The organism is Rhizobium sp. BK176, assembly GCF_024808055.1.
On sequence record NZ_JANUBV010000009.1, the window covers coordinates 1 to 20328 of the forward strand.

16 protein-coding genes and 1 pseudogene are annotated in these 20328 nt (G+C 60.0%); 8 read left to right on the forward strand and 9 right to left on the reverse strand.

Going from position 1 to position 20328, the window contains the following annotated elements; translation table 11 throughout:
* Positions 1 to 359: pseudogene (locus tag FHT76_RS23925) on the reverse strand (IS5 family transposase); the annotation flags it as partial.
* A 173-nt stretch (positions 360 to 532) separates the two neighbouring features.
* Here FHT76_RS23925 and FHT76_RS23930 point away from each other — a divergent pair.
* Complete coding sequence (locus FHT76_RS23930; protein ID WP_183859356.1) at positions 533 to 1696, forward strand: alpha-D-ribose 1-methylphosphonate 5-triphosphate diphosphatase; 1164 nt, start codon at positions 533 to 535, stop codon at positions 1694 to 1696.
* A gap of 100 nt (positions 1697 to 1796) precedes the next feature.
* Here FHT76_RS23930 and purN read toward each other — a convergent pair whose 3' ends face one another.
* Both purN and purM read right to left on the reverse strand, forming a co-directional pair.
* Positions 1797 to 2471, reverse strand: coding sequence for a phosphoribosylglycinamide formyltransferase (gene purN, locus FHT76_RS23935; RefSeq protein WP_183859354.1), 675 nt, complete (start codon positions 2469 to 2471; stop codon positions 1797 to 1799).
* Complete coding sequence (purM, locus tag FHT76_RS23940; protein WP_183859352.1) at positions 2468 to 3541, reverse strand: phosphoribosylformylglycinamidine cyclo-ligase; 1074 nt, start codon at positions 3539 to 3541, stop codon at positions 2468 to 2470. Before purM ends, purN begins: the two co-directional genes overlap by 4 nt.
* Positions 3542 to 3787: 246 nt before the next feature.
* On the opposite strand from purM, the gene FHT76_RS23945 reads away from it, so the two are divergent.
* The 4 genes from FHT76_RS23945 (at position 3788) to ppx (ending at position 9425) form a co-directional block, all read left to right on the forward strand.
* On the forward strand, positions 3788 to 4909 hold the full coding sequence (locus FHT76_RS23945; protein ID WP_183751507.1) for an AI-2E family transporter: 1122 nt from the start codon (positions 3788 to 3790) through the stop codon (positions 4907 to 4909).
* The gene (hdaA, locus tag FHT76_RS23950; RefSeq protein ID WP_259129342.1) at positions 4906 to 5619 is read left to right on the forward strand and encodes a DnaA regulatory inactivator HdaA; all 714 of its coding nucleotides are present in this window, start codon (positions 4906 to 4908) and stop codon (positions 5617 to 5619) included. Before FHT76_RS23945 ends, hdaA begins: the two co-directional genes overlap by 4 nt.
* A gap of 65 nt (positions 5620 to 5684) precedes the next feature.
* Positions 5685 to 7889 carry an RNA degradosome polyphosphate kinase gene (locus FHT76_RS23955; protein WP_183859348.1) on the forward strand — a complete coding sequence of 735 codons (2205 nt, stop codon included), beginning with the start codon at positions 5685 to 5687 and terminating at the stop codon, positions 7887 to 7889.
* Positions 7890 to 7901: 12 nt separating this feature from the next.
* Positions 7902 to 9425 carry an exopolyphosphatase gene (ppx, locus tag FHT76_RS23960; protein WP_183859346.1) on the forward strand — a complete coding sequence of 508 codons (1524 nt, stop codon included), beginning with the start codon at positions 7902 to 7904 and terminating at the stop codon, positions 9423 to 9425.
* Positions 9426 to 9543: 118 nt separating this feature from the next.
* On the opposite strand, the gene FHT76_RS23965 is transcribed toward ppx, so the two are convergent.
* Positions 9544 to 9711 (reverse strand): hypothetical protein, encoded by a 168-nt coding sequence (locus tag FHT76_RS23965; RefSeq protein WP_259129344.1) that lies wholly within the window; start codon positions 9709 to 9711, stop codon positions 9544 to 9546.
* Between the two features lie 176 nt (positions 9712 to 9887).
* Between FHT76_RS23965 and FHT76_RS23970 the strand changes: the two genes are divergently transcribed.
* Positions 9888 to 10853 carry a DMT family transporter gene (locus tag FHT76_RS23970; protein ID WP_259129346.1) on the forward strand — a complete coding sequence of 322 codons (966 nt, stop codon included), beginning with the start codon at positions 9888 to 9890 and terminating at the stop codon, positions 10851 to 10853.
* A gap of 186 nt (positions 10854 to 11039) precedes the next feature.
* Positions 11040 to 11660, forward strand: a complete 621-nt coding sequence (locus tag FHT76_RS23975) for a YdeI family protein (protein WP_183859340.1) — start codon at positions 11040 to 11042, stop codon at positions 11658 to 11660.
* Positions 11661 to 11752: 92 nt separating this feature from the next.
* On the opposite strand, the gene FHT76_RS23980 is transcribed toward FHT76_RS23975, so the two are convergent.
* From FHT76_RS23980 to FHT76_RS23995, 4 genes are all read right to left on the reverse strand, one after another.
* On the reverse strand, positions 11753 to 13111 hold the full coding sequence (locus FHT76_RS23980) for an esterase-like activity of phytase family protein (protein WP_259129348.1): 1359 nt from the start codon (positions 13109 to 13111) through the stop codon (positions 11753 to 11755).
* A 45-nt stretch (positions 13112 to 13156) separates the two neighbouring features.
* A complete protein-coding gene (locus tag FHT76_RS23985; protein ID WP_259129350.1) occupies positions 13157 to 14224 on the reverse strand; it encodes an adenylate/guanylate cyclase domain-containing protein in 1068 nt (355 codons plus the stop codon).
* Between the two features lie 144 nt (positions 14225 to 14368).
* Complete coding sequence (gene rnd, locus FHT76_RS23990; protein WP_183859335.1) at positions 14369 to 15514, reverse strand: ribonuclease D; 1146 nt, start codon at positions 15512 to 15514, stop codon at positions 14369 to 14371.
* An 83-nt stretch (positions 15515 to 15597) separates the two neighbouring features.
* Positions 15598 to 16989 (reverse strand): multicopper oxidase family protein, encoded by a 1392-nt coding sequence (locus FHT76_RS23995; protein WP_259129352.1) that lies wholly within the window; start codon positions 16987 to 16989, stop codon positions 15598 to 15600.
* Positions 16990 to 17258: 269 nt separating this feature from the next.
* Here FHT76_RS23995 and aspS point away from each other — a divergent pair, with 269 nt between their 5' ends.
* Entirely contained in the window at positions 17259 to 19049 is a 1791-nt protein-coding gene (gene aspS / locus FHT76_RS24000; RefSeq protein ID WP_259129354.1) for an aspartate--tRNA ligase, read from the forward strand.
* 48 nt (positions 19050 to 19097) lie between these two features.
* Here the strand turns inward: aspS and FHT76_RS24005 are convergent, their stop codons facing one another.
* On the reverse strand, positions 19098 to 20264 hold the full coding sequence (locus FHT76_RS24005; RefSeq protein WP_259129356.1) for a serine hydrolase: 1167 nt from the start codon (positions 20262 to 20264) through the stop codon (positions 19098 to 19100).
* Positions 20265 to 20328: the final 64 nt, after the last annotated feature.

Sequence of the window (20328 nt, forward strand, 5' to 3'; positions counted from 1 at the left end):
GGAACGTCCCATGCAACCATCGTCTCGATCCCCTTTTTTCCCGTGGCCGCGTGTTGATGAACGCGAACACAGGTCGAGTCGATCATGACGATGTCGCCGTCATAAGCCTCTGAAACGGCTTTAAGAAGACGATCCCAGACACCGGCCTTACGCCAACGGACGAAGCGGTTATAGCAGGTGGTTGGCGGCCCATAACGTTCTGGAACTTCCGCCCACGGCGAGCCGGTTCGGAAGCGCCAAAGGATGCCGTTCAGGACCCGTCGGTCATCGACACGAGGAACGCCGCGAGGCTTGTTCGGCAGTAGGGACGAAATGATTGACCACTCGTGGTCGGTGAGTTCGTAGCGGCGGCGTGTCATCATAGCTCCTAATTCGGAAGCCTTGAATCACGCCGAACGCAATACGCCAAGAGAATTTATGAGTTTACGGCCTAGGGCATGGGCCAATTTGCGAGGCTTATCCTTCACACCGATGTCATGAATCAGCGCTAAGCGCTCCGCCTTGTCATAAATCCCTGCCTGGAGAAAAACCGATGTGGCTCAGCAATTTTACTCTTGTCCTTCCAGATGAGATCGTGAGCCACGGCTCGGTCCGCGTCGAGGATGGCGTCATTGCCGAAATCAGGCCCGAACCGGTCGCCAACGGTGCGATCGATGGCGGTGGGCGCCTATTGATGCCGGGCTTCGTGGACCTTCATGGCGACATGGTCGAACGGGAGATCGCGCCGCGCCCGAATGCACCGATGCCGATCGATTTCAGCATCCACGAACTGGACAAGAAGCTCGCAGCCGCAGGCGTCACGACCGCATTCGCGGCCGTCTCCTTCGCAACGGAAAGCGTCTACGGCCACGTCCGCTCGCTTGAGACAACATCGGCCGTGATCGAAAGCATCAGCCGATTGAAGAACAACCTGCTCATCGATCATCGTGTCCATGCGCGCTACGAGATCACCAATCTCGGCGCCGCGCCGACGCTCGAAAAGCTGCTCGATGCCGGCCATGTCGACATGGTCTCGCTGACGGATCACACGCCGGGGCAGGGGCAGTATAACAACATCGAGAGCTACATCCTGAGCATCGCCGAGCGCCGTGCCATTTCCGAGGAGATGGCCGCCGAGATGGTCGCCAAGCGTATCGAGATGCGCAACAATCCCGACATCGAGATCAAGCTGAAGCAGGTTGTCGATCTCGCGCTGAAGCACAACCTGTCGCTCGCCTCCCACGATGACGATAGCGCCGAGAAGGTCGCGCAGATGCACGATCTCGGCGTAACGATCAGCGAATTTCCGGTGACGCTCCCGGCAGCGGAAGAAGCGCGGCGTCGCGGCCTCTGGACGCTGATGGGCGCACCGAACGCGCTGCGTGGCCAATCGATGTCCGGCAATCTCAGCGCATTGGATGCCGCTGCCGCCGGCCTTCTGACGGTCATTGCTGCCGACTATCATCCTGCGGCCTTCGTGCCCGGCATCTTCAAGATCGCCGATCGCACGAGCCTGCCTTACGCCGTCGCAATGGCGACCCGCAATGCGGCGCGCTCCGCCGGTCTTCTCGATCGTGGTGAAATTGCCGTCGGTCAGCAGGCCGACCTGGTTGTCATCGAAGCCGGTGACGTGCATCGCATCCGCGCCACCTTCCGCAAGGGCCTATTTGTCTACAGCGACGGCACGCTTCATCAGCCTCGGGCGCTTGCCGCCTGAGGGCACGGAATATGTCCCGAAAGCGGAGCCTTTCGGGACATGGATATGCGTAGAAACAGAGAATTAGAGCAGGGGGGGATCCAAAGGATCGCGCCGTGCTTCAGGCGCCTTCGCCGATCAGCGAGATAACGCTGCTACGTTCCGCCGGCGCTGCTGCAGCGTCGGTGCTGACGGCCTTGCCGCCCTCCATCTTCACCTTGCCCTGAGCAAAGAGCCGCAGCGCCTGCGGGTAAAGCTGATGCTCGACTGTGAGCACGCGCGCGGCAAGGCTGTCGGCATTGTCGCTGGAAAGGACAGGAACTGCGGCCTGGCCGATAACCGGTCCCTCATCCATGCCTTCGGTGACGAAATGCACGGTGCAGCCGGCGATCCGCATCCCGGCGTCGATCGCGCGCTGATGCGTGTGCAGGCCGGGAAACAGCGGCAGCAGGGAAGGGTGGATGTTGATCATCCGTCCCTCGTAGCGCTGGATGAAGATGCCGCTCAGCAGCCGCATGTAGCCGGCAAGGCAAAGAATGTCGGGCGAAAGCTGATCGAGCGCGGCAAAGATTGCCTCCTCGTGGGCTTCCTTGCTCGCATAGTCCTTGCGGACGAAAGCGAAGGTGGGGATGCCTTCGGCTGCCGCCTTGGCGAGCCCGCCGGCGTCGGCCTTGTCGGAGATGACGCCGACGATTTCCGCCGGAAAGTCGCCAGCCCTGGCGGCTGCGACCAGCGCCATCATGTTGGAACCGCCGCCGGAGATGAAGACGACGACGCGTTTGCGCGGCGATGTCATATGGCGAGCGTGCCCTTGTAAACCGTACCGCCGGCACCTTCGGCGCGGGCAATCATCCGACCGAGCGTTACGACCGTCTCGCCTTCAGCTTCGAGAGCCGCAGTGACGGTCGCGACGTTCTCAGCCGAAACGACCGCGATCATGCCGACGCCGCAGTTGAAGGTGCGCAGCATTTCGTTGGCTTCAACGCCGCCCGTCTTGGAAAGCCAGGAGAAAACCGCCGGTACCCTGACGGCAGCAAGATCAATCTCGGCTGCGAGGTGCTTCGGCAGAACGCGCGGAATGTTCTCCGGGAAGCCACCACCGGTGATGTGCGCCAATGCCTTGATAGCCTTGGTTGCGCGGATCGCCTTCAGGAGCGGCTTTACATAGATGCGGGTCGGCGTCAGCAGGGCTTCGCCGAGGCTCTTGCCGTCAGCGAACGGAGCCGGGGCATCCCAGGCGAGGCCCGAAATGCCGACGATCTTGCGAACCAGAGAGAAGCCGTTGGAGTGGACGCCCGACGAGGCAAGGCCGAGGATCACGTCGCCTTCGGCGATGTCGCCCGACGGCAGCAGCTGGCCGCGCTCGGCCGCACCGACGGCAAAGCCGGCCAAGTCGTAGTCTCCGGAAGAGTACATACCCGGCATCTCGGCGGTCTCGCCGCCGATCAGCGCGCAGCCCGCGTCACGGCAGCCGGCGGCAATGCCCTCGACGATCGCCGCACCCTGGTCAGGATCGAGCTTGCCCGTCGCGAAGTAATCGAGGAAGAAAAGTGGCTCAGCACCCTGGACGACCAGATCGTTGACGCACATGGCGACGAGATCGATACCGACAGTGTCATGATAATCGGCATCGATGGCGATCTTCAGCTTGGTGCCGACGCCGTCATTGGCGGCAACGAGAACCGGATCGGTGAAACCCGCAGCCCTGAGGTCGAACAGGCCGCCGAAGCCGCCGATCTCGCCGTCCGCACCCGGGCGGCGCGTCGAGCGCACGGCGGGCTTGATCTTCTCCACCAGAAGGTTTCCGGCATCGATGTCGACGCCTGCGTCGCTATAGGTCAGGCCGTTTTTTCCAGACTGGCTCATGCTGCTCTCCGATGGCTGTGCGCGGGCGGGAAATGTCACCGCCTCGATATGCGGGTCGCCATTGCATGACACGGGCCTACATGCAAGGGATTGCATGGAAAAAGCCCCAATTTCCCGCTCAATTGACGCGGGCTCTCTCGATTTTTAGCGCCGGGGTTGACCATTCTCTCGGCCACATCCTATGTGCTCGAAAGGTTGCATCGCTATGATGCAAAAAATCGAGACAGTCGATCAGCGGGGAATGTGATGCCACAGCAGGTTAGCGGGGCAGGTCTGAAGCGCCAGGTGATCTTCTGGCTGATCGTGCTCGCCTTCTTTATTGGCTTCCTTTTCCTCTTCAGCTCGATCCTGCTGCCGTTCCTGGCGGGGATGGCATTGGCCTACTTCCTTGACCCGATTGCCGACCGGCTCGAGCGCCTCGGTCTCAGCCGCCTGATGGCGACGGTCGTCATCCTGATTGCGTTCGTCGTCATTATCGTACTCGCATTGATGATACTGATTCCGGTTTTGGCGAGCCAGTTCAGCGATTTTGCTGGCCGTCTACCGGGTTACATCGATCAGTTGCAGACCTTCATCATACAGTCCCAGAATTCCCTCATGCCGGATTGGGTGAGGAGCCAGCTCGGCACGATCAAGAACAACTTCTCGGAAATCCTGTCACAGGGGTTTGGATTGCTCACCGGTCTGTTCGGTCAGGTCTGGAGTTCCGGCCTTGCCGTGGTCAATGTCATCTCGCTGATGATCGTCACGCCCGTTGTGGCCTTCTATATGCTGCTGGATTGGGATCGCATGATCGCCAAGGTCGATCAGTATATTCCGCGTGACTATGTGGCCAACGTCCATCAGATCATGCGTGAGATCGACCAGGCGATTGCCGGGTTCATCCGCGGCCAAGGGTCGCTCTGCCTTATCCTCGGGATCTGGTACGCCGTCGGCTTGTCGCTGATCGGGTTGAACTTCGGCCTGTTGATCGGCCTCTTCGCGGGAATGATCAGCTTCATCCCCTATGTCGGTTCGCTGGTCGGCCTCGTTCTTGCCGTCGGCGTTGCCATCGTCCAGTTCTGGCCCGACTATCTCTGGGTTGGCGCCGTGCTTGCGGTCTTCTTCAGCGGCCAGTTCATGGAAGGCAATATCCTGCAGCCGAAGCTTGTTGGCCACAGCGTCGGCCTGCACCCCGTATGGCTGATGTTTGCGCTGTTTGCCTTCGGCGCACTCTTTGGTTTCGTCGGGCTCCTGGTCGCGGTGCCCGCCGCCGCCGCGGTTGGTGTGCTTGTTCGTTTTGCGCTTTCGCGTTACCTTCAAAGCGATCTTTATGCTGGCACGGCAAAGACCGGCCAGATCAGGAAGACAAAAGCTGATCCCAAATGACTGATGTGAAAAATGCTGGTCCAAGGCGCAATGCCGTCGAGCAGCTTCCCTTGGCCTTTTCGCACGATGCCGCAACGGGGCGTGATGATCTGTTGATCTCCGAACGGCTGGCGGCAGCCGTGTCGATCGTCGATGCGTGGCCGAACTGGCCTTCGCCCGTCGTGATCCTCGCAGGCCCCGTGGGTTCCGGAAAGTCGCACCTCGCGAACATCTGGAAGGATCACAGCGGTGCTATTGAGATTCATCCGAAGGCGGGCGCCAACGCGGCCGTCGATGCAGCCAATGGGCCGGTCCTGTTCGAGGATGTCGATCGGCTTGGCTTCGACGACAACGAACTCTTTCACGTCATCAACAGTGTGCGCGAAAACGGTCACAGCCTTCTCATGACGAGCCGCCTTTGGCCGATGTCGTGGCCCGTCGAACTGGCGGATTTGCGCTCGCGTCTGAAGGCGGCGACGGTCGTCGAGATCGGTGAGCCGGATGAGGAACTGCTGTCCCAGGTGATTGTAAAGCTGTTCGCCGACCGACAGCTTTATATTGATGACAAACTGGTCCTCTATATCGTTAACCGGATGGAGCGATCCCTGAATGCGGCCCAGACGATCGTCGACAGGCTTGATCGACTTGCCCTTTCCAGAGGCACTAAGATTACCCGAGCTCTTGCCGCTGAGGTATTGAATGAATTGGGTAATTCGGAGTCGGCGGATTGACCGTCACAGTTCTGTCGTGAAACTGATATAATTCGCTTGACCGAAGAAAACGGGACAATCAGACCATGGATAGCGCAGTAACGGAGCATCACGAACCTACTCCGGAAACCAACGAGGCTGTGCCTTCTCTAGAAGAATTGCTGACCAGTCCCGAGCGCTTCATCAACCGCGAATTCTCCTGGTTACAGTTCAATCGCCGTGTTCTCGAGGAAACGCTGAATACCGAGCATCCGCTGCTAGAGCGCGTTCGGTTCCTGTCGATCTCGGCCGCAAACCTCGACGAATTCTTCATGGTCCGCGTAGCCGGTCTCGAAGGTCAGGTGCGTCAGAATATCGTCGTGCGTACGCCTGATGGCAAGACACCAGCCGAGCAACTCGACGCCATCCTCCAGGAGATTGACAATCTGCAGATGGAGCAACAGGCATCGCTTGCCGTGCTTCAGCAGTATCTCGCCAAGGAAGATATCCTGATCGTGCGCCCCGGAGCGCTTAGTGAAACTGACCGCGCGTGGCTCGCGACGGAGTTCGAGCAGGCCATTTTCCCCGTACTGACGCCGCTGTCGATCGACCCCGCGCACCCATTCCCCTTCATCCCGAATCTCGGATTCTCGATTGGCCTGCAGTTGATCAGCAAGAACGGTCGTGAACCGATGACGGCGCTGCTGCGCCTGCCGCCGGCACTCGACCGCTTCGTGCGGCTGCCGGATGACCGTAACACGATCCGCTACATCACCCTTGAAGACGTCACCAACGTCTTCATTCACCGGCTCTATCCCGGATATGAGGTGCAGGGCTCGGGTACATTCCGGATCATCCGCGATAGCGATATCGAAGTTGAGGAAGAGGCCGAAGATCTGGTGCGCTTCTTCGAAACCGCGCTGAAGCGTCGCCGCCGCGGATCGGTGATCCGTATTGAGACCGATTCAGAAATGCCGGCGTCGCTGCGCCAGTTCGTCGTACAGGCGCTGAGTGTTCCGGAAAACCGGGTTGCCGTTCTGCCGGGACTTCTCGCGTTGAATACGCTGTCCGAGATCACCAAGGCGCCGCGCGAAGACCTTCGATTTCCGCCCTACAATGCGCGATTTCCCGAACGAGTCCGAGAGCACGCCGGCGACTGCTTCGCCGCAATCCGGGAAAAGGACATGGTGGTTCACCACCCCTACGAGTCTTTCGACGTGGTGGTCCAGTTTCTGCTCCAGGCTGCACGCGACCCTGACGTTTTGGCGATAAAGCAGACGCTTTACCGCACGTCGAACGACAGTCCGATCGTCCGTGCGCTGATCGATGCAGCCGAGTCGGGCAAATCGGTTACAGCTCTCGTCGAACTGAAGGCCCGCTTCGACGAAGAGGCGAATATTCGCTGGGCGCGCGACCTGGAGCGCGCCGGCGTGCAGGTCGTCTTCGGCTTCATCGAACTGAAGACCCACGCCAAGATGTCGCTGGTCGTCCGCCGCGAAGAAGGCAAGCTGCGCAGCTACTGCCATCTCGGCACCGGCAACTATCATCCGGTCACCGCGAAAATCTATACCGACCTGTCGTTCTTCACCTGCAACCCGGTGATTGCCCACGACATGGCGAATATCTTCAACTTCATCACCGGTTACGGCGAGCCGGAACAGAGCATGAAGTTGGCGGTGTCTCCGTATACGCTGCGCTCGCGCATCGTTCGCCACATCGAGGAAGAGATCAAGCATGCCCAGAACGGCGCGCCAGCGGCGATCTGGATGAAGATGAATTCGCTTGTCGACCCCGAGATCATCGATGCGCTCTATACCGCAAGCCGCGCCGGCGTCGAGATCGACCTTGTGATCCGAGGCATCTGCTGCCTGCGCCCGCAAGTGCCCGGCCTCTCTGAAAATATCCGGGTGAAGTCGATTGTTGGGCGCTTTTTGGAGCACAGCCGTATCTTCTGCTTCGGCAATGGTCATGGGCTGCCGTCCGACAAGGCCCTGGTCTATATCGGCTCGGCCGACATGATGCCGCGGAACCTCGATCGCCGTGTCGAAACGCTCGTACCGCTGACCAATCCGACCGTGCACGAGCAGGTTCTCTCACAGATTATGCTGGGCAATATTATTGACAATCAGCAAAGCTACGAGATATTGCCCGACGGAACGTCAAGGCGCATGGAAGTGCGCAAGGGCGAAGAGCCGTTCAACGCGCAGCAGTATTTCATGACAAACCCAAGCCTGTCCGGCCGTGGTGAAGCTTTGAAGTCCAGTGCACCCAAGCTGATTGCCGGGCTCCTCTCCGGTCGAAACAACAAGTAAAATTGGACCTGCATGGTTGAATCAGAAGCCCAGGGGCGCCTTCCAGGGATTGCCCCGGTCTCCGTCGTCGACATCGGGTCGAACTCGATCCGTGTGGTCATCTATGAAGGCATGTCCCGCTCGCCGACGATCCTTTTCAATGAGAAGGTGTTGTGCGGCCTGGGCCGCGGTATTGCGCTGACCGGCAAGATGGATGAGGCGAGCGTAGAGCGCGCTCTGGCCGCCCTCCATCGCTTCAAGGCTTTGTCCGACCAGGCGCGCGCTTCCACGATGTATGTGCTCGCAACGGCGGCGGCGCGCGAAGCATCGAACGGTCCAGACTTCATCCATCAGGCAGAAACGATCCTTCAGCGCAGAGTTCGTGTTCTCTCCGGCGAGGAGGAGGCGAAGTTCTCCGCACTCGGCATCGTCAGCGGCTTTTATGAGCCTGACGGCATTGCCGGCGACCTTGGTGGCGGCTCACTCGAATTGATCGACATCAAGGGTAAGGAAATCGGCAAGGGGGTAACCTTGCCGCTCGGTGGCCTTCGCCTCTCGGAATATGCAGGCGGCTCGCTGGAGAAGGCTCGAACCTTTGCCCGCAAGCATGTGAAAACCAGTTCCAAGCTGCTCGCTAAGGGCGCCGGGCGAACGTTCTACGCGGTCGGCGGCACTTGGCGAAACATCGCCAAGCTGCACATGGAGATGACGCAGTATCCGCTGCACATGATGCAGGGCTACGAAGTTTCGCTCGAGGCGATGATGCACTTCCTCGATCAGGTGGAGATTGCACGGGATTCAAAGGATCCTGCGTGGATGGCTGTTTCGAAGCATCGCCGCGCGTTGCTTCCCTTCGGCGCCGTGGCCATGAAAGAGGTTCTAAGCGCAATGAAGCCCTCTGTTATCTCGTTTTCGGGGCAGGGCGTGCGCGAAGGCTATCTCTATTCACTGCTCTCGGACGGTGAGCGTCGCACCGATCCGCTGCTGGCGGCCGCCGGCGAACTCGCCATTCTGCGTGCACGTTCGCCAGAGCACGCCAGAGAGCTGGCGGGATGGACCGGCCGCATGATGCCCTATTTCGGCATCACTGAGACGGAGGAGGAGGCGCGCTATCGTCAGGCAGCCTGCCTGCTTGCCGACATCAGTTGGCGCGCGCACCCTGATTACCGTGGACTACAGGCGCTGAATATCATTGCGCACTCGTCCTTTGTTGGCATCAGTCATCCTGGCCGCGCCTTCATTGCGCTAACGAATTACTACCGGTTCGAAGGACCGTACGATGACGGTGCCACAGGCCCGCTTGCGGCGATCGCGACTCCGCGCTTCATCGAGCGCGCCAAGCTGCTCGGCGGTTTGTTGCGGGTGGTCTATCTCTTTTCGGCATCCATGCCGGGAATCGTGCGAAACCTGACCTTCCAGAAGTCGTCCCAACCAGATCTCGACCTGGAGTTCGTGGTTCCGGCGGAATATCATGACTTCGCCGGCGAGCGCCTTGAAGGCCGGCTGCAACAACTTGCCAAGCTGACCAACCACCGTTTGGCTTTCCGCTTCGAATAGCGATTGGGGACGCACGACCGAGGTGCGAGGCGAAAAGCATCTTCCGCTGGCTAATCTTGGCTCGATGTGGATGCTTCATGCCAGAACGGAGGAACCCCGCTCTTGGCGGGGTTCCGTTTTAGCCATCGTTGGCTCTTGCTTTCGGCCCTTCCTTGCTGGAAACCGATGCAGTCTTGCCGTCAGGTTGTTGCCCAAAATAGGTTCCGCCGAGATGGCCGCCACCGCTGGTGTTTTCGACCTGACGCTCGGTGCGCTTTTGGATTTCTTTCACGTCTGTCTTGCTCATAAGTGTCTCCATTGTTGAGGTGGTGACCTTGGAACAACCAATCCACGCCCATTTCGTTCAAATTTTTCGAGGAATGGTGGTTGGAGCGAGCCGCAAAACAACCTCGACGAGCCAAGACCAATCATGGTGGCGGAGCGCCTGTGCAGAGGCGGGGAACTGTGGCATAACTTTGACCCATGGCGATACATGGCGTGACGGTCCATCGCGACACGGTTGGAACGGGAGAGGCAGCGGGCGGTTCGCTTGCGACCGCCTATTCCGTGGGCATCCTCTGCTGGCTGCTATCGGCGGGCGTCTATATTGCCGCGAAATGGGTCTCGACTGAGATGCCGCCCTGGACGCTCTGCTTTTGGCGCGTGTTGATTGCCTGGGCGATTTTGATGCCCATCGTGCGCCGGCATTTCGGCGACATGGTCGCTCTTATCCGAGCCCGCGGCCTGGAACTGCTTGTCGTCGGTGGCATGGGACTTGCGATCTGCCAAGGCTTGATTTTTGTCGGCCTGGAGCATGCCGAGGCCACGACTGCGGGCATCATTATCGCACTGATCCCGATCATCACCATGATCCTCGCCCGTTTGTTTCTCGCCGAACCGATGGGAAGCTGGCAGGTGATCGGATCGATCCTGGCCTTTTTCGGGATTGTGGTCATCATCATCAAAGGCAGCCCGGCTGCGTTGATGCGTCTCGATCTCAATCCGGGCGAACTGTGGATCGTCGCCGGCGCGTTCTGTTTCAGCCTCTATACGGTGTTGCTTCGCCGGGCGAAATTCGATTTGAACCGCCTAGCGCTGCTTGTGCTGCTTCTTGGCGCCGCGGTGCTGACGGCGCTGCCCTTCTACCTCTATGAGCTTGCCTCGGACGAACGCTCGACGCTCAATACCAGCGGGCTCATTGCGCTCGCATACGTCGCGATCCCCGGCGGGGCGATCATGTATTATCTGTTCAATCGTAGCATCGAGGCCCTGGGTGCGGCGCGGGCTGGCGTGCTTCTCTACATCCAGACGATTTTCATCGCGATCCTCGCCTATCTGATCCTCGGGGAACAGTTGCAACGCTATCATCTCGAGGGCGCGGCTCTCATCGTCGCCGGTCTGCTTCTGATCATCTTCCTGAAGCCGAAGACACAGGCCGCAAAAGCCTGAGGGTGCGGGCCACCGTCGACAGTCGAACCTGCCCGCGACAAGCCGGCCGTCTCTCTTTGCCCCTCACCGGGGAGGCGTTAATCGCCTGCGTCGCATTCGTAAAGATTTCGGCCCTAAGTTGACGTATTGCTTTGGGATGCTTCAAGTGAGCAGCCAACCACTGCGAAAGGAGCTTGGGCGAGAGTGATGATCACCGACATTGAGGACTTTTTCACGAAAGGATGCGGACGCTGCGAGCGCTTTGCGACGCCGGACTGTTCGACGCGGCAATGGATTGACGGCCTGAACGAGCTCCGCCGCATCTGTCGTGAGGTGGGTCTCGTCGAGACGGTGAAATGGGCGCATCCCTGCTACATGCATGAAGGCCGCAACATCGCCATAATGGGCGCCTTTCGCGGCGATTATCGCCTGACTTTCTTTAACGCCGCATTGCTGAGAGATTCCGAGGGCGTCCTCGAGAAGCAGGGGCCGAACACTCAACATCCCGACATGCTCCGCTTTGTGGAGAACGCACAGGTCGTAAAGATGGAACCTGTCATCCGGTCCTACCTGAAGGAAGCGATGGGCTACGCCGAGGCGGGCATCAAGCCATCGAAAAGGCAAGGCGAAGTCGATCTGCCCGATGAGCTGGTTGAGGCTCTCGATTCCGATCCTGAACTTGCCGAGGCGTTTTACGATCTGACACCTGGCCGACAGAAGAGCTACGTGATCAATCTCAACGGGGTGAAGAAGTCGGAAACGCGAACGACGCGGATCGCTAAATTCCGAGATCACATTCTCGCTGGAAAGGGTGCTACGGAGCGATAGTTCGAGGTTCCTAAAGGCTTGCCGCTCAGGCGTCGTTCATTTCTGGAAAGCCCCGCGCTTTTCAAGCGGGACCTTCCTTGTGAGACTTAAGCTTATTTCGCGTTCAGGAGTTCACCGACTTCGAGCAGGCTGAACTCGTTGTTGTCAGCCTTGTCGATGGCGCGGCCCGCAGAGAAGGGCAGGTTGTTGTCGTTGCCGACGATGATGTGGGTGGCATCGACGCGGTCGACGTTTTCGATCGTCACGAAAGGCATGTCATAGATGCCATCCTTGTTGCCGGCCTTCTTCTTGTTGTCGGGGTCCTTGATATTCAGCAGGTCGATGTAGCCGATCTTGCGGACAGCCTTGCCGACGTTGGCGTCGTTGAACTCGATCTTGTAGATGCGCTTGAGTTCAGCCGGAGCCTCAAAGCAATCGGGCTTCGGCTGCTTGGGATCGGCACAAGCCTTGTCCTTCGTGCCGGCGCCGTTGTCACGTTCGATGACGAGGGCGGTCGCATCGTCGAGCATGTTGAAGTCACCGATCGAAACGCCCTTGTCCTCGAACGGATAGAACCAGGTGCGCCCAGTCCATTTCTTGGAAGCCGTGTCGAACTCGATGACGCGGATGGCAGTATGGCCGTCAACGGATTCCATCTTGCCGTCGTCTTGATAGAGGGCGCCCTCCAGAAGGCCGTAGAGCTTGCTACCGTCCTTCGACATGGCAAGACCCTCAAAGCCGCCCGAACGCTTCAGGTTGAAGACCGGCATCTTGGCGGTCGGGTTCGCCGGAACGGAGAGGACCGGATTGTCGGGCGACATGACAGGCTTGTTGTCAACAGTGGTCGCGACCACGTCGGTCAGGCGGCCCTCGGTGTCGAACTTCAGGAGATAGGGTCCGAATTCCTCGCCGATCCAGAAGCCGTCGGCGACAGGCTGTACAGATTCGATATCGAAGTCAGCACCCGTCAGATAGGGCTTGTCCGCGCCTTCGAGCACGATCGGGAAGGGGGCCTTCTTGTCGGGATCGGACAGGAACAGGTTCTTGACGACATCGACCTTGCCGGTCTGCCAGTCGAATTTCACCTGATGCAGGAAGAGCATCGCGTCGCTGGAGTTTGCCTTGGAGCCGAAGCCGTTGTCGGAGAGCGTCCAGAAGCTGCCGTCAGCCATCGTCTTGATGCCGGAGAAGCCCTGGATCGGCTGGCCGTCGAACGGCAGCTTCAGATCAGTGACGCGAACGCCGTCCTTGCCGGGAACGCTACCGAGCGCTTCGGTGCGCTTGCGGTCGGCGGTGGTGAACTTGCCGGAGTGCTTGAGGAACTCAGGCGCATCGGCCGGAGCCGCAACCAGCGTGTTGGCCGGCAGGATCGCCTGGCCCGCGAGCTTGGCGGGAAATTCCTGTTGGTCAGCAGCGGCCGAACCGGCGATCAAAAGAACAAATGAAACGGAAGCAAGAAGAGCATTTTTCATTGAAACCCCCAAAGGATGGAATGCGGGTTTCGATTAGCAATGCTTTCATGTCGGCGCGTTGACGCTTGCGTGAAGCTTTGGTGACGCCAGCCGGTTGTCCGCCTTGACGAGCGAGATGACGCCGAGGCTCTGGCCGCGACCCTTGACGGCATGGTTTCCCAGGTCCTGCGCCGAGACCGTCTCCGGCATCTTGATGCGCTGAGCGAGGTCGGAGGAGATCAGGACCGAGCGGTTCAACGTCTTGCAAAGCGATTCCAGTCGGGACGTGGTGTTCACGGTGTCGCCGAAATAGGTGATCTTGTGATGGTCGACACCGATTTCAGCCGTGATGACTGTGCCACCGTGCAAGGCGGCGCGCAGGCGAGGGACCTGACCAAATGCCGTCAGCCAGTGCTCGGCGTCCGCCTCGATCGCGCCGACGATATCGAATATGCAGTTCACGCATCGGGCGAACTTGATCCCGCGTTCCAATGGCCAGCTGATGATCGCGGCATCGCCCACATAGTCATCGATGGTACCCTTGTACTTTCTCACCGGCTCGGCGAACGAGGCGAACAGGGAACTCAGCATCTGCTGCGCTTTGAGATCGCCGTGTTTCTCGGCAAAAGAGGTCGAGTCCACCAGATCGATAAACAGGAAGACGCGTTCCTCGCTGATCGGTTTGCGGTAGCGGCTGAACAGCATGTTCAGGAAGATATCCCGCCCCAGTAGTTCACGTATCCGAAGCACGAAGATGATCAGCGCGCACACCGCGAGCGCATAGAGAAATGCGTTGAACGGCAGGACGACGGCATCGACCCACGATTCCGGATGAAAGAAGCCGAGCCACCACATGGATAGGCCGGCAACTGCAAATCCGGCGCTCATCAGTATTTCGTAGACGAAGATCTCCGCGAGGAAGAACGTCAGCGTCGGAAGCGCCTGCATGCGACGGTAGAGGGAGCGCAAGATGACTTTGCGCTCGAACGCAATGATCGGCAGGCCGATGGCGAGCGCGAACGTCGCACCGAGGAAGGGATGCCCCCCATAAAACCGCATATCGTAAAGCACGCCGCTCGCGGCGATGACAAGTGCGATCAATAGCCAGTTCTGGACTGGTGATATTTCCCTCATGGAGTCCTTTTCGCGGTGACGCGTCGCCGGGATACCCAAGGCATATAGGAAGCATCGGGTGCCTCCAAAAGACACGCCAGGTTCGTTCCGCGATCAATACAATCTCGAAATGACTATACGCGCAAAAACGTCCGCTTGATGGCGCTAGAGCGCCACCGTCTCGACCTTCTTACCGACGAAGCGAAGGGCGACCTGGCCCTGGATAAGCTGCAGCGCAGGCTCGCCGAAGAGCTCCCGCCGCCAGCCGTGAAGCGCAGCGACCTCGGCCTTCTCGCCCTCAGATGCGATCTTGTCGAGATCTTCGCTGTTGGCGATCACCTTTGGTGCGACGCCGTGCTTTTCCGAGATCAGCTTCAACAGGACCTTCAGCAATTCGGCGGCGGCGGCGGCGCCCTCTGGTGGCTGTGCCTGCCGTGGGGCGTGCGGCATTTCGGTCTTCGGCAAGGCAAGCGCGGCATTGACGGCTTCGACCACGGCAGCGCCGGCGGCCGACCGTTCCCAACCCTTGGGGATCGTGCGCAAGCGGCCAAGCGCTTCGGCGTCCTTCGGCTGCTGCTGGGCGATCTCATAGATCGCGTCGTCCTTCAGCACGCGCGAGCGCGGCACGTTGCGGCTTCGGGCCTCACGCTCGCGCCAGGCGGCGACATATTTGAGGATGGCGAGTTCCTGCGGCTTGCGCAGGCGCATTTTCAACCGCTGCCATGCATCGTCCGGATGCAGGTCGTAGGTCTCGCGGGCCTCAAGGATATCCATCTCCTCCCGCAGCCAGGAGGAGCGGCCTTCGCGTTCGAGTTCGGCCTTGAGGTAGAGGTAGACGTCACGGAGGTGCGTGACATCGGCCAGCGCGTAGTCGAGCTGCTTTTCCGAGAGCGGCCGGCGGCTCCAGTCCGTGAAGCGCGACGACTTGTCGATTTGGACGCCCTTGGTGCGGCTGACGAGCTGGTCGTAGGAGACCGAGTCCCCGAATCCGCACACCATCGCGGCAACCTGAGTGTCGAAAATCGGATGCGGAATGAGCCCGCCGCGGTTGTAAATGATTTCGATGTCTTGGCGGGCGGCGTGGAAGACCTTGAGCACGGCAGGATTGGCCATCAGCTCGAAAAACGGCTTGAGGTCGAGGCCCTTCGCCAACGGATCGACCAGCACTTCCGTCGTTGGGCTTGCCATCTGTATTAAGCAGAGTTCCGGCCAGAACGTCGTCTCTCGGAGAAACTCGGTGTCGATGGTAATGAATTCTGACTTGGCCAGCTCTTTGCAGGCCGCCTCCAAATCGGCGGTTGTTTCGATCATCTCAATTCATTCGCAGGATAGACATAGTTGAACCTTCCTTCTCCTTTCGGCCGGATATGTCAACTAGAACCCGCAAAGAGCCGTCAAACAACTCTAACATAACTGGTCATGCCGGTCTTTTGATGCTCGATGATGTGGCAATGCAGCAACCAATCGCCGGGATTGTCGGCCACAAAGGCGAGTTGCACTTTCTCATCGGGTTGGACGAGATAGGTGTCGCTAACGAGCGGCTCGACCTTCCGTGTCGAGGACGAGAGCACGGTAAAGCTCATGCCGTGCAGGTGGATCGGATGCGTGTGCGGCGTCACGTTCTCGAGCTGCAGGATGTAGCTCTTACCCAGCTTCAATTCCGCCAGCGGCGCGGTCGGATCCGGCGTGTCGCCGGGCCACGGTACCTTGTTGATGGCCCAGAAGCTGTAGCCCAGCGTACCACAGATGCTGTCGACAGGCGCACTCTCGGCCGTAGCGCTGAGAATGAGCGGGATCTTCTGTGCCGCAGACAGATCGGGCTTAGCGACCGGGTTCTCGCCAAGCGCCGTGAGATCGCCGACATTGCGCTTCAACGAGGTTCCGACGGCGCGAAGCTTGGCGATCGTCTTCGGCATTGTGCCCCTGATGTCTTCGAGTGTGGCGACGGCACCCTCGCTGTCTGGCATCCTGACGGCGAGATCGAGGCGCTGACCGGGCCCGATCAACAGCAGATCGAGCGGAAAGCGTTTCGAGACAGGATTGCCGTCGAGCGCGATGACGGTCGCCTCGGCGCCCTCCATCTTCAGGGAAAAGATGCGGGTGACGTCAGTCACCGCAATGCGGAGCCGGATGAGGCCGCCGGCCGGCGCATCATATTGCGGCTCCTGGTTCCAGTTGGCCGTCCTGACTGTTCCGTAGGTGCCGGTCTTTGCCGCATCACGCGGACGGAAGGCCGCGATGAACTGCCCGTCGCCACCGAGCCGCCAGTCGCGCAGATTGAGCACGACCTCGGCGTCGAATACCGGATCGTCTGGATCCTCCACCACGAGAACGCCAGTCATGCCGTGACCCATCTGTGTCAGCGTGTTGCAATGTGGGTGATACCAGAAAGTGCCGGCATCCGGCGGCGTGAAGGCATAGTCGAAGCTGTCACCGGTATAGACATAGGGCTGCGTCATGAACGGCACGCCGTCCATCTTGTTCGCTATTCTCAGGCCGTGCCAGTGGATCGTCGTCGGCTCGTCGAGCGTGTTCGTCAGCCTTGCCGCAAAAGGTTTGCCCTTCGTCATTCGCAATACCGGAGGCATGCCGGCGTCGCCCCAAGTCATGATGTCTTTCGTCATGCCGGAGTCGGCGAGGCTGGCCGTCGTCTTTAACGCTTTCAGCACTTGTGGCTCCGGCGCCGCTTCCGCCAACCCGAATTTCCCCGCTATTCCGACACCGACGCCATAAGCACCCGCAACGGCCGAGGCTTTCAGCAGGTTGCGGCGAGTGAAAAGGGGCATGTAGAGGCTCCGCGCGAGGATATTGCTCTTCTTTAAAGTTGACTGCGAGCTTCAGCAATATGGTAGGGAGTTGCCAAACTGCCGCATGGGTATTCGCGGTCGCATGGTTGCGGGCCTGTCATAAAGCTGGCGCAAAGCGCATGCTTAGCGTGCCAACCCTTGACAAATCAGACCGTCCATGCGCTTTTCCGCCCGATTTTCTTGTCGGTGCGGGAGAGCCATCAGAGCCCCTTGCCGCCGTCTTAAGCCAGATACCGGGAATTGAGATTATGCATCGCTATCGCAGCCACACATGTGCAGCCCTCCGCAAGTCGGATGTCGGCGCCAATGTCCGGATTTCCGGCTGGGTCCACCGTGTTCGTGACCATGGCGGCGTTTTGTTCATCGACCTCCGTGACCATTACGGCATCACCCAGGTCGTTGCCGATCCGGATTCGCCCGCGTTCAAGCAGGCTGAACTGGTCCGCGGCGAGTGGGTGATCCGCATTGACGGCCTCGTCAAGGCGCGCACGGAAGACACCGTCAACAAGAACATGGCGACCGGCGAGATCGAACTCTACGCGCAGGAGATCGAAGTTCTCTCCGCTGCCAAGGAATTGCCGCTGCCGGTCTTCGGCGAGCCTGATTATCCGGAAGACGTTCGCCTGAAGTATCGCTTCCTCGATCTGCGCCGCGAGACCCTGCACAAGAACATCGTCAAGCGCACGCAGGTTATCTCCGCCATGCGTCGCGAAATGGGCAATGTCGGCTTCACCGAATACACGACGCCGATTCTGACGGCCTCCTCGCCGGAAGGCGCGCGCGACTTCCTCGTGCCGTCACGCATCCACCCCGGCACCTTCTACGCGCTGCCGCAGGCGCCGCAGCAATACAAGCAGCTGTTGATGGTTGCCGGTTTCGACCGCTACTTCCAGATCGCGCCGTGTTTCCGCGACGAAGACCCGCGCGCCGACCGTCTGCCGGGCGAATTCTACCAGCTCGACCTCGAAATGAGCTTCGTCACCCAGGAAGACGTCTGGAACACGATGGAGCCGGTCATTCGCGACATCTACGTCGAGTTTGCCGAAGGCAAGCCGGTGACCGAGAAGTTCCCGCGCATTCCGTATGAGACGGCGATCCGTAAGTACGGCTCCGATAAGCCCGACCTGCGCAACCCGATCGAGATGCAGGCCGTCACCGAGCATTTTGCCGGCTCCGGTTTCAAGGTTTTCGCGAACATGATCGCCTCGAACCCGAAGGTCGAGGTCTGGGCTATTCCCGCCAGGACTGGCGGTAGCCGTGCGTTCTGCGACCGCATGAACGCCTGGGCGCAGAGCCAGGGGCAGCCGGGCCTCGGCTATATCTTCTGGCGCAAGGAGGGCGAGAAGCTCGAAGGCGCCGGCCCGCTCGCCAAGAACATCGGCGAGGAGCGCACCGACGCGATCCGTACCCAACTCGGCCTCGATGATGGCGATGCCTGCTTCTTCGTCGCCGGTGATCCGTCGAAGTTCTACAAGTTTGCCGGCGAAGCCCGCACGAGGGCCGGCGAGGAGTTGAACCTCGTAGACCGTGATCGCTTCGAATTCTGCTGGATCGTCGACTTCCCGTTCTTCGAATGGCTGGAAGACGAGAAGAAGATCGACTTCGCCCACAACCCGTTCTCGATGCCGCAGGGAGGCCTCGAGGCGCTCAATGGCAGCGATCCGCTGTCGATCAAGGCCTTCCAATACGACATGGTTTGCAACGGCTTCGAGATCGCCTCGGGCTCGATCCGTAACCAGCTGCCGGAAGTCATGGTCAAGGCTTTTGAATTGACCGGCAAGTCGCAGGCCGAGGTCGAGGAGCAGTTCGGCGGCCTCTACCGCGCATTCCAGTACGGTGCGCCGCCGCATGGCGGCATGGCCTTCGGCATCGACCGCATCGTCATGCTGCTCGTCGGCGCCAAGAACCTGCGCGAGATCTCGCTGTTCCCGATGAACCAGCAGGCGCAGGATCTGCTGATGGGCGCACCGACCCCGGCAACGCCGACGCAGCTGCGCGAACTGTCGATCCGTCCGATCCCGCCGGTCAAGAAGGACTGAGAAAGCTGGCATAGAAAGCCCGGCCTGAGCCGGGCTTTTTCTTGGCACTCAAATCGCCGAGTAGAGCGCGTCGCGCAGATCCACCGTGAATTGCCCCCACATCCCCTCCAGCGCCGTATTCGTCAGCGCCACGGCGGTCAGTTTCTTTGCGGGATCGACAAACCAGCTATGGCCGTAGGCGCCGCCCCAGCGAAACGTCCCCTTCGACCACGGCACCTGCGCGGAGACCGGGTCGGTCACCACCGCCCAGCCGAAACCGAAGCCGACGCCCGGATCAAGAAGCTGGCGCACGCCGTTCGCCTGATCTGCCGTCATGGTCTTAACTGTTTCGGAAGAGAGAAGCGGCGAGCCGCCCTTGCGGATCGTCTCCAGGATCGCCAGCACGTTGCCCGCTGTTCCCGCCATGCCGGCGCCGCCGGAATGATAGGAGGCCGGATCGAAGATGCGGTCCGGCGTGAAGCGCACAGAGCCGTTCAGAGCCCGCACGGAGGCTTCTTTGCCCATCAGCGCGGGCTCCGGTGCGGTGTTCATATAGGCGGCAGCGAGCCGACTGTGATCACGCACGGCAAAGGCGATGTCAGCAAGGCCGAGTGGCTCCGTCACCAGCTTTGCCACGGCTTCGCCGAGCGGGGCACCTGTCTCCTTTTCGATGACGCCACCGATCACGTCCATTGCGAGCGAATATTGCCATTGTGAGCCAGGTGCGAAGAGGAGAGGGACGCTCGCCAGCCGCTTCAGGTTTTCGGCCAGCGGCAGGCCAGGTTGATCGAGGCCGTCGGAAATGCCTGCTTTGGCATAAGGACCATCCTCTTCGGCAAAGCCATAGCTGAGTCCGGAGGTATGAGTGAGCAGATGGCGGATAGCGATGACCGGCTCCGTCCCGTCCGCAAGTCGCGGGCGGAAATCCGGCAGCCATTTGGTCACGGGATCGTCGAGGTTGATGCGGCTCTGTTCGACGAGCCGCATCGCTGCGATCGTCACGATCGGCTTTGTGATCGAGGCGAGCCGGAAAATCGTGTCCTCGGCCATGGCCCGTCCTTTTTCGCGATCGGCAAGGCCTGCTGCACGACGATAGACGACGACGCCTTCGCGGGCAACGAGGACCACCGCGCCGACGAGACGTTTTGCTGCGATCGTGCGATCGATCACCGTGTCGAGTGCCCTTGCGAGGTCCGCAGTCTGCTGTGTGTGCTGGGTTTCGAGGGGAAGACTCATTGGATCAAGCCTCCTATAATCACAATGATCGTTCCTGAATAAACTGGATCGAATGATATTTCTA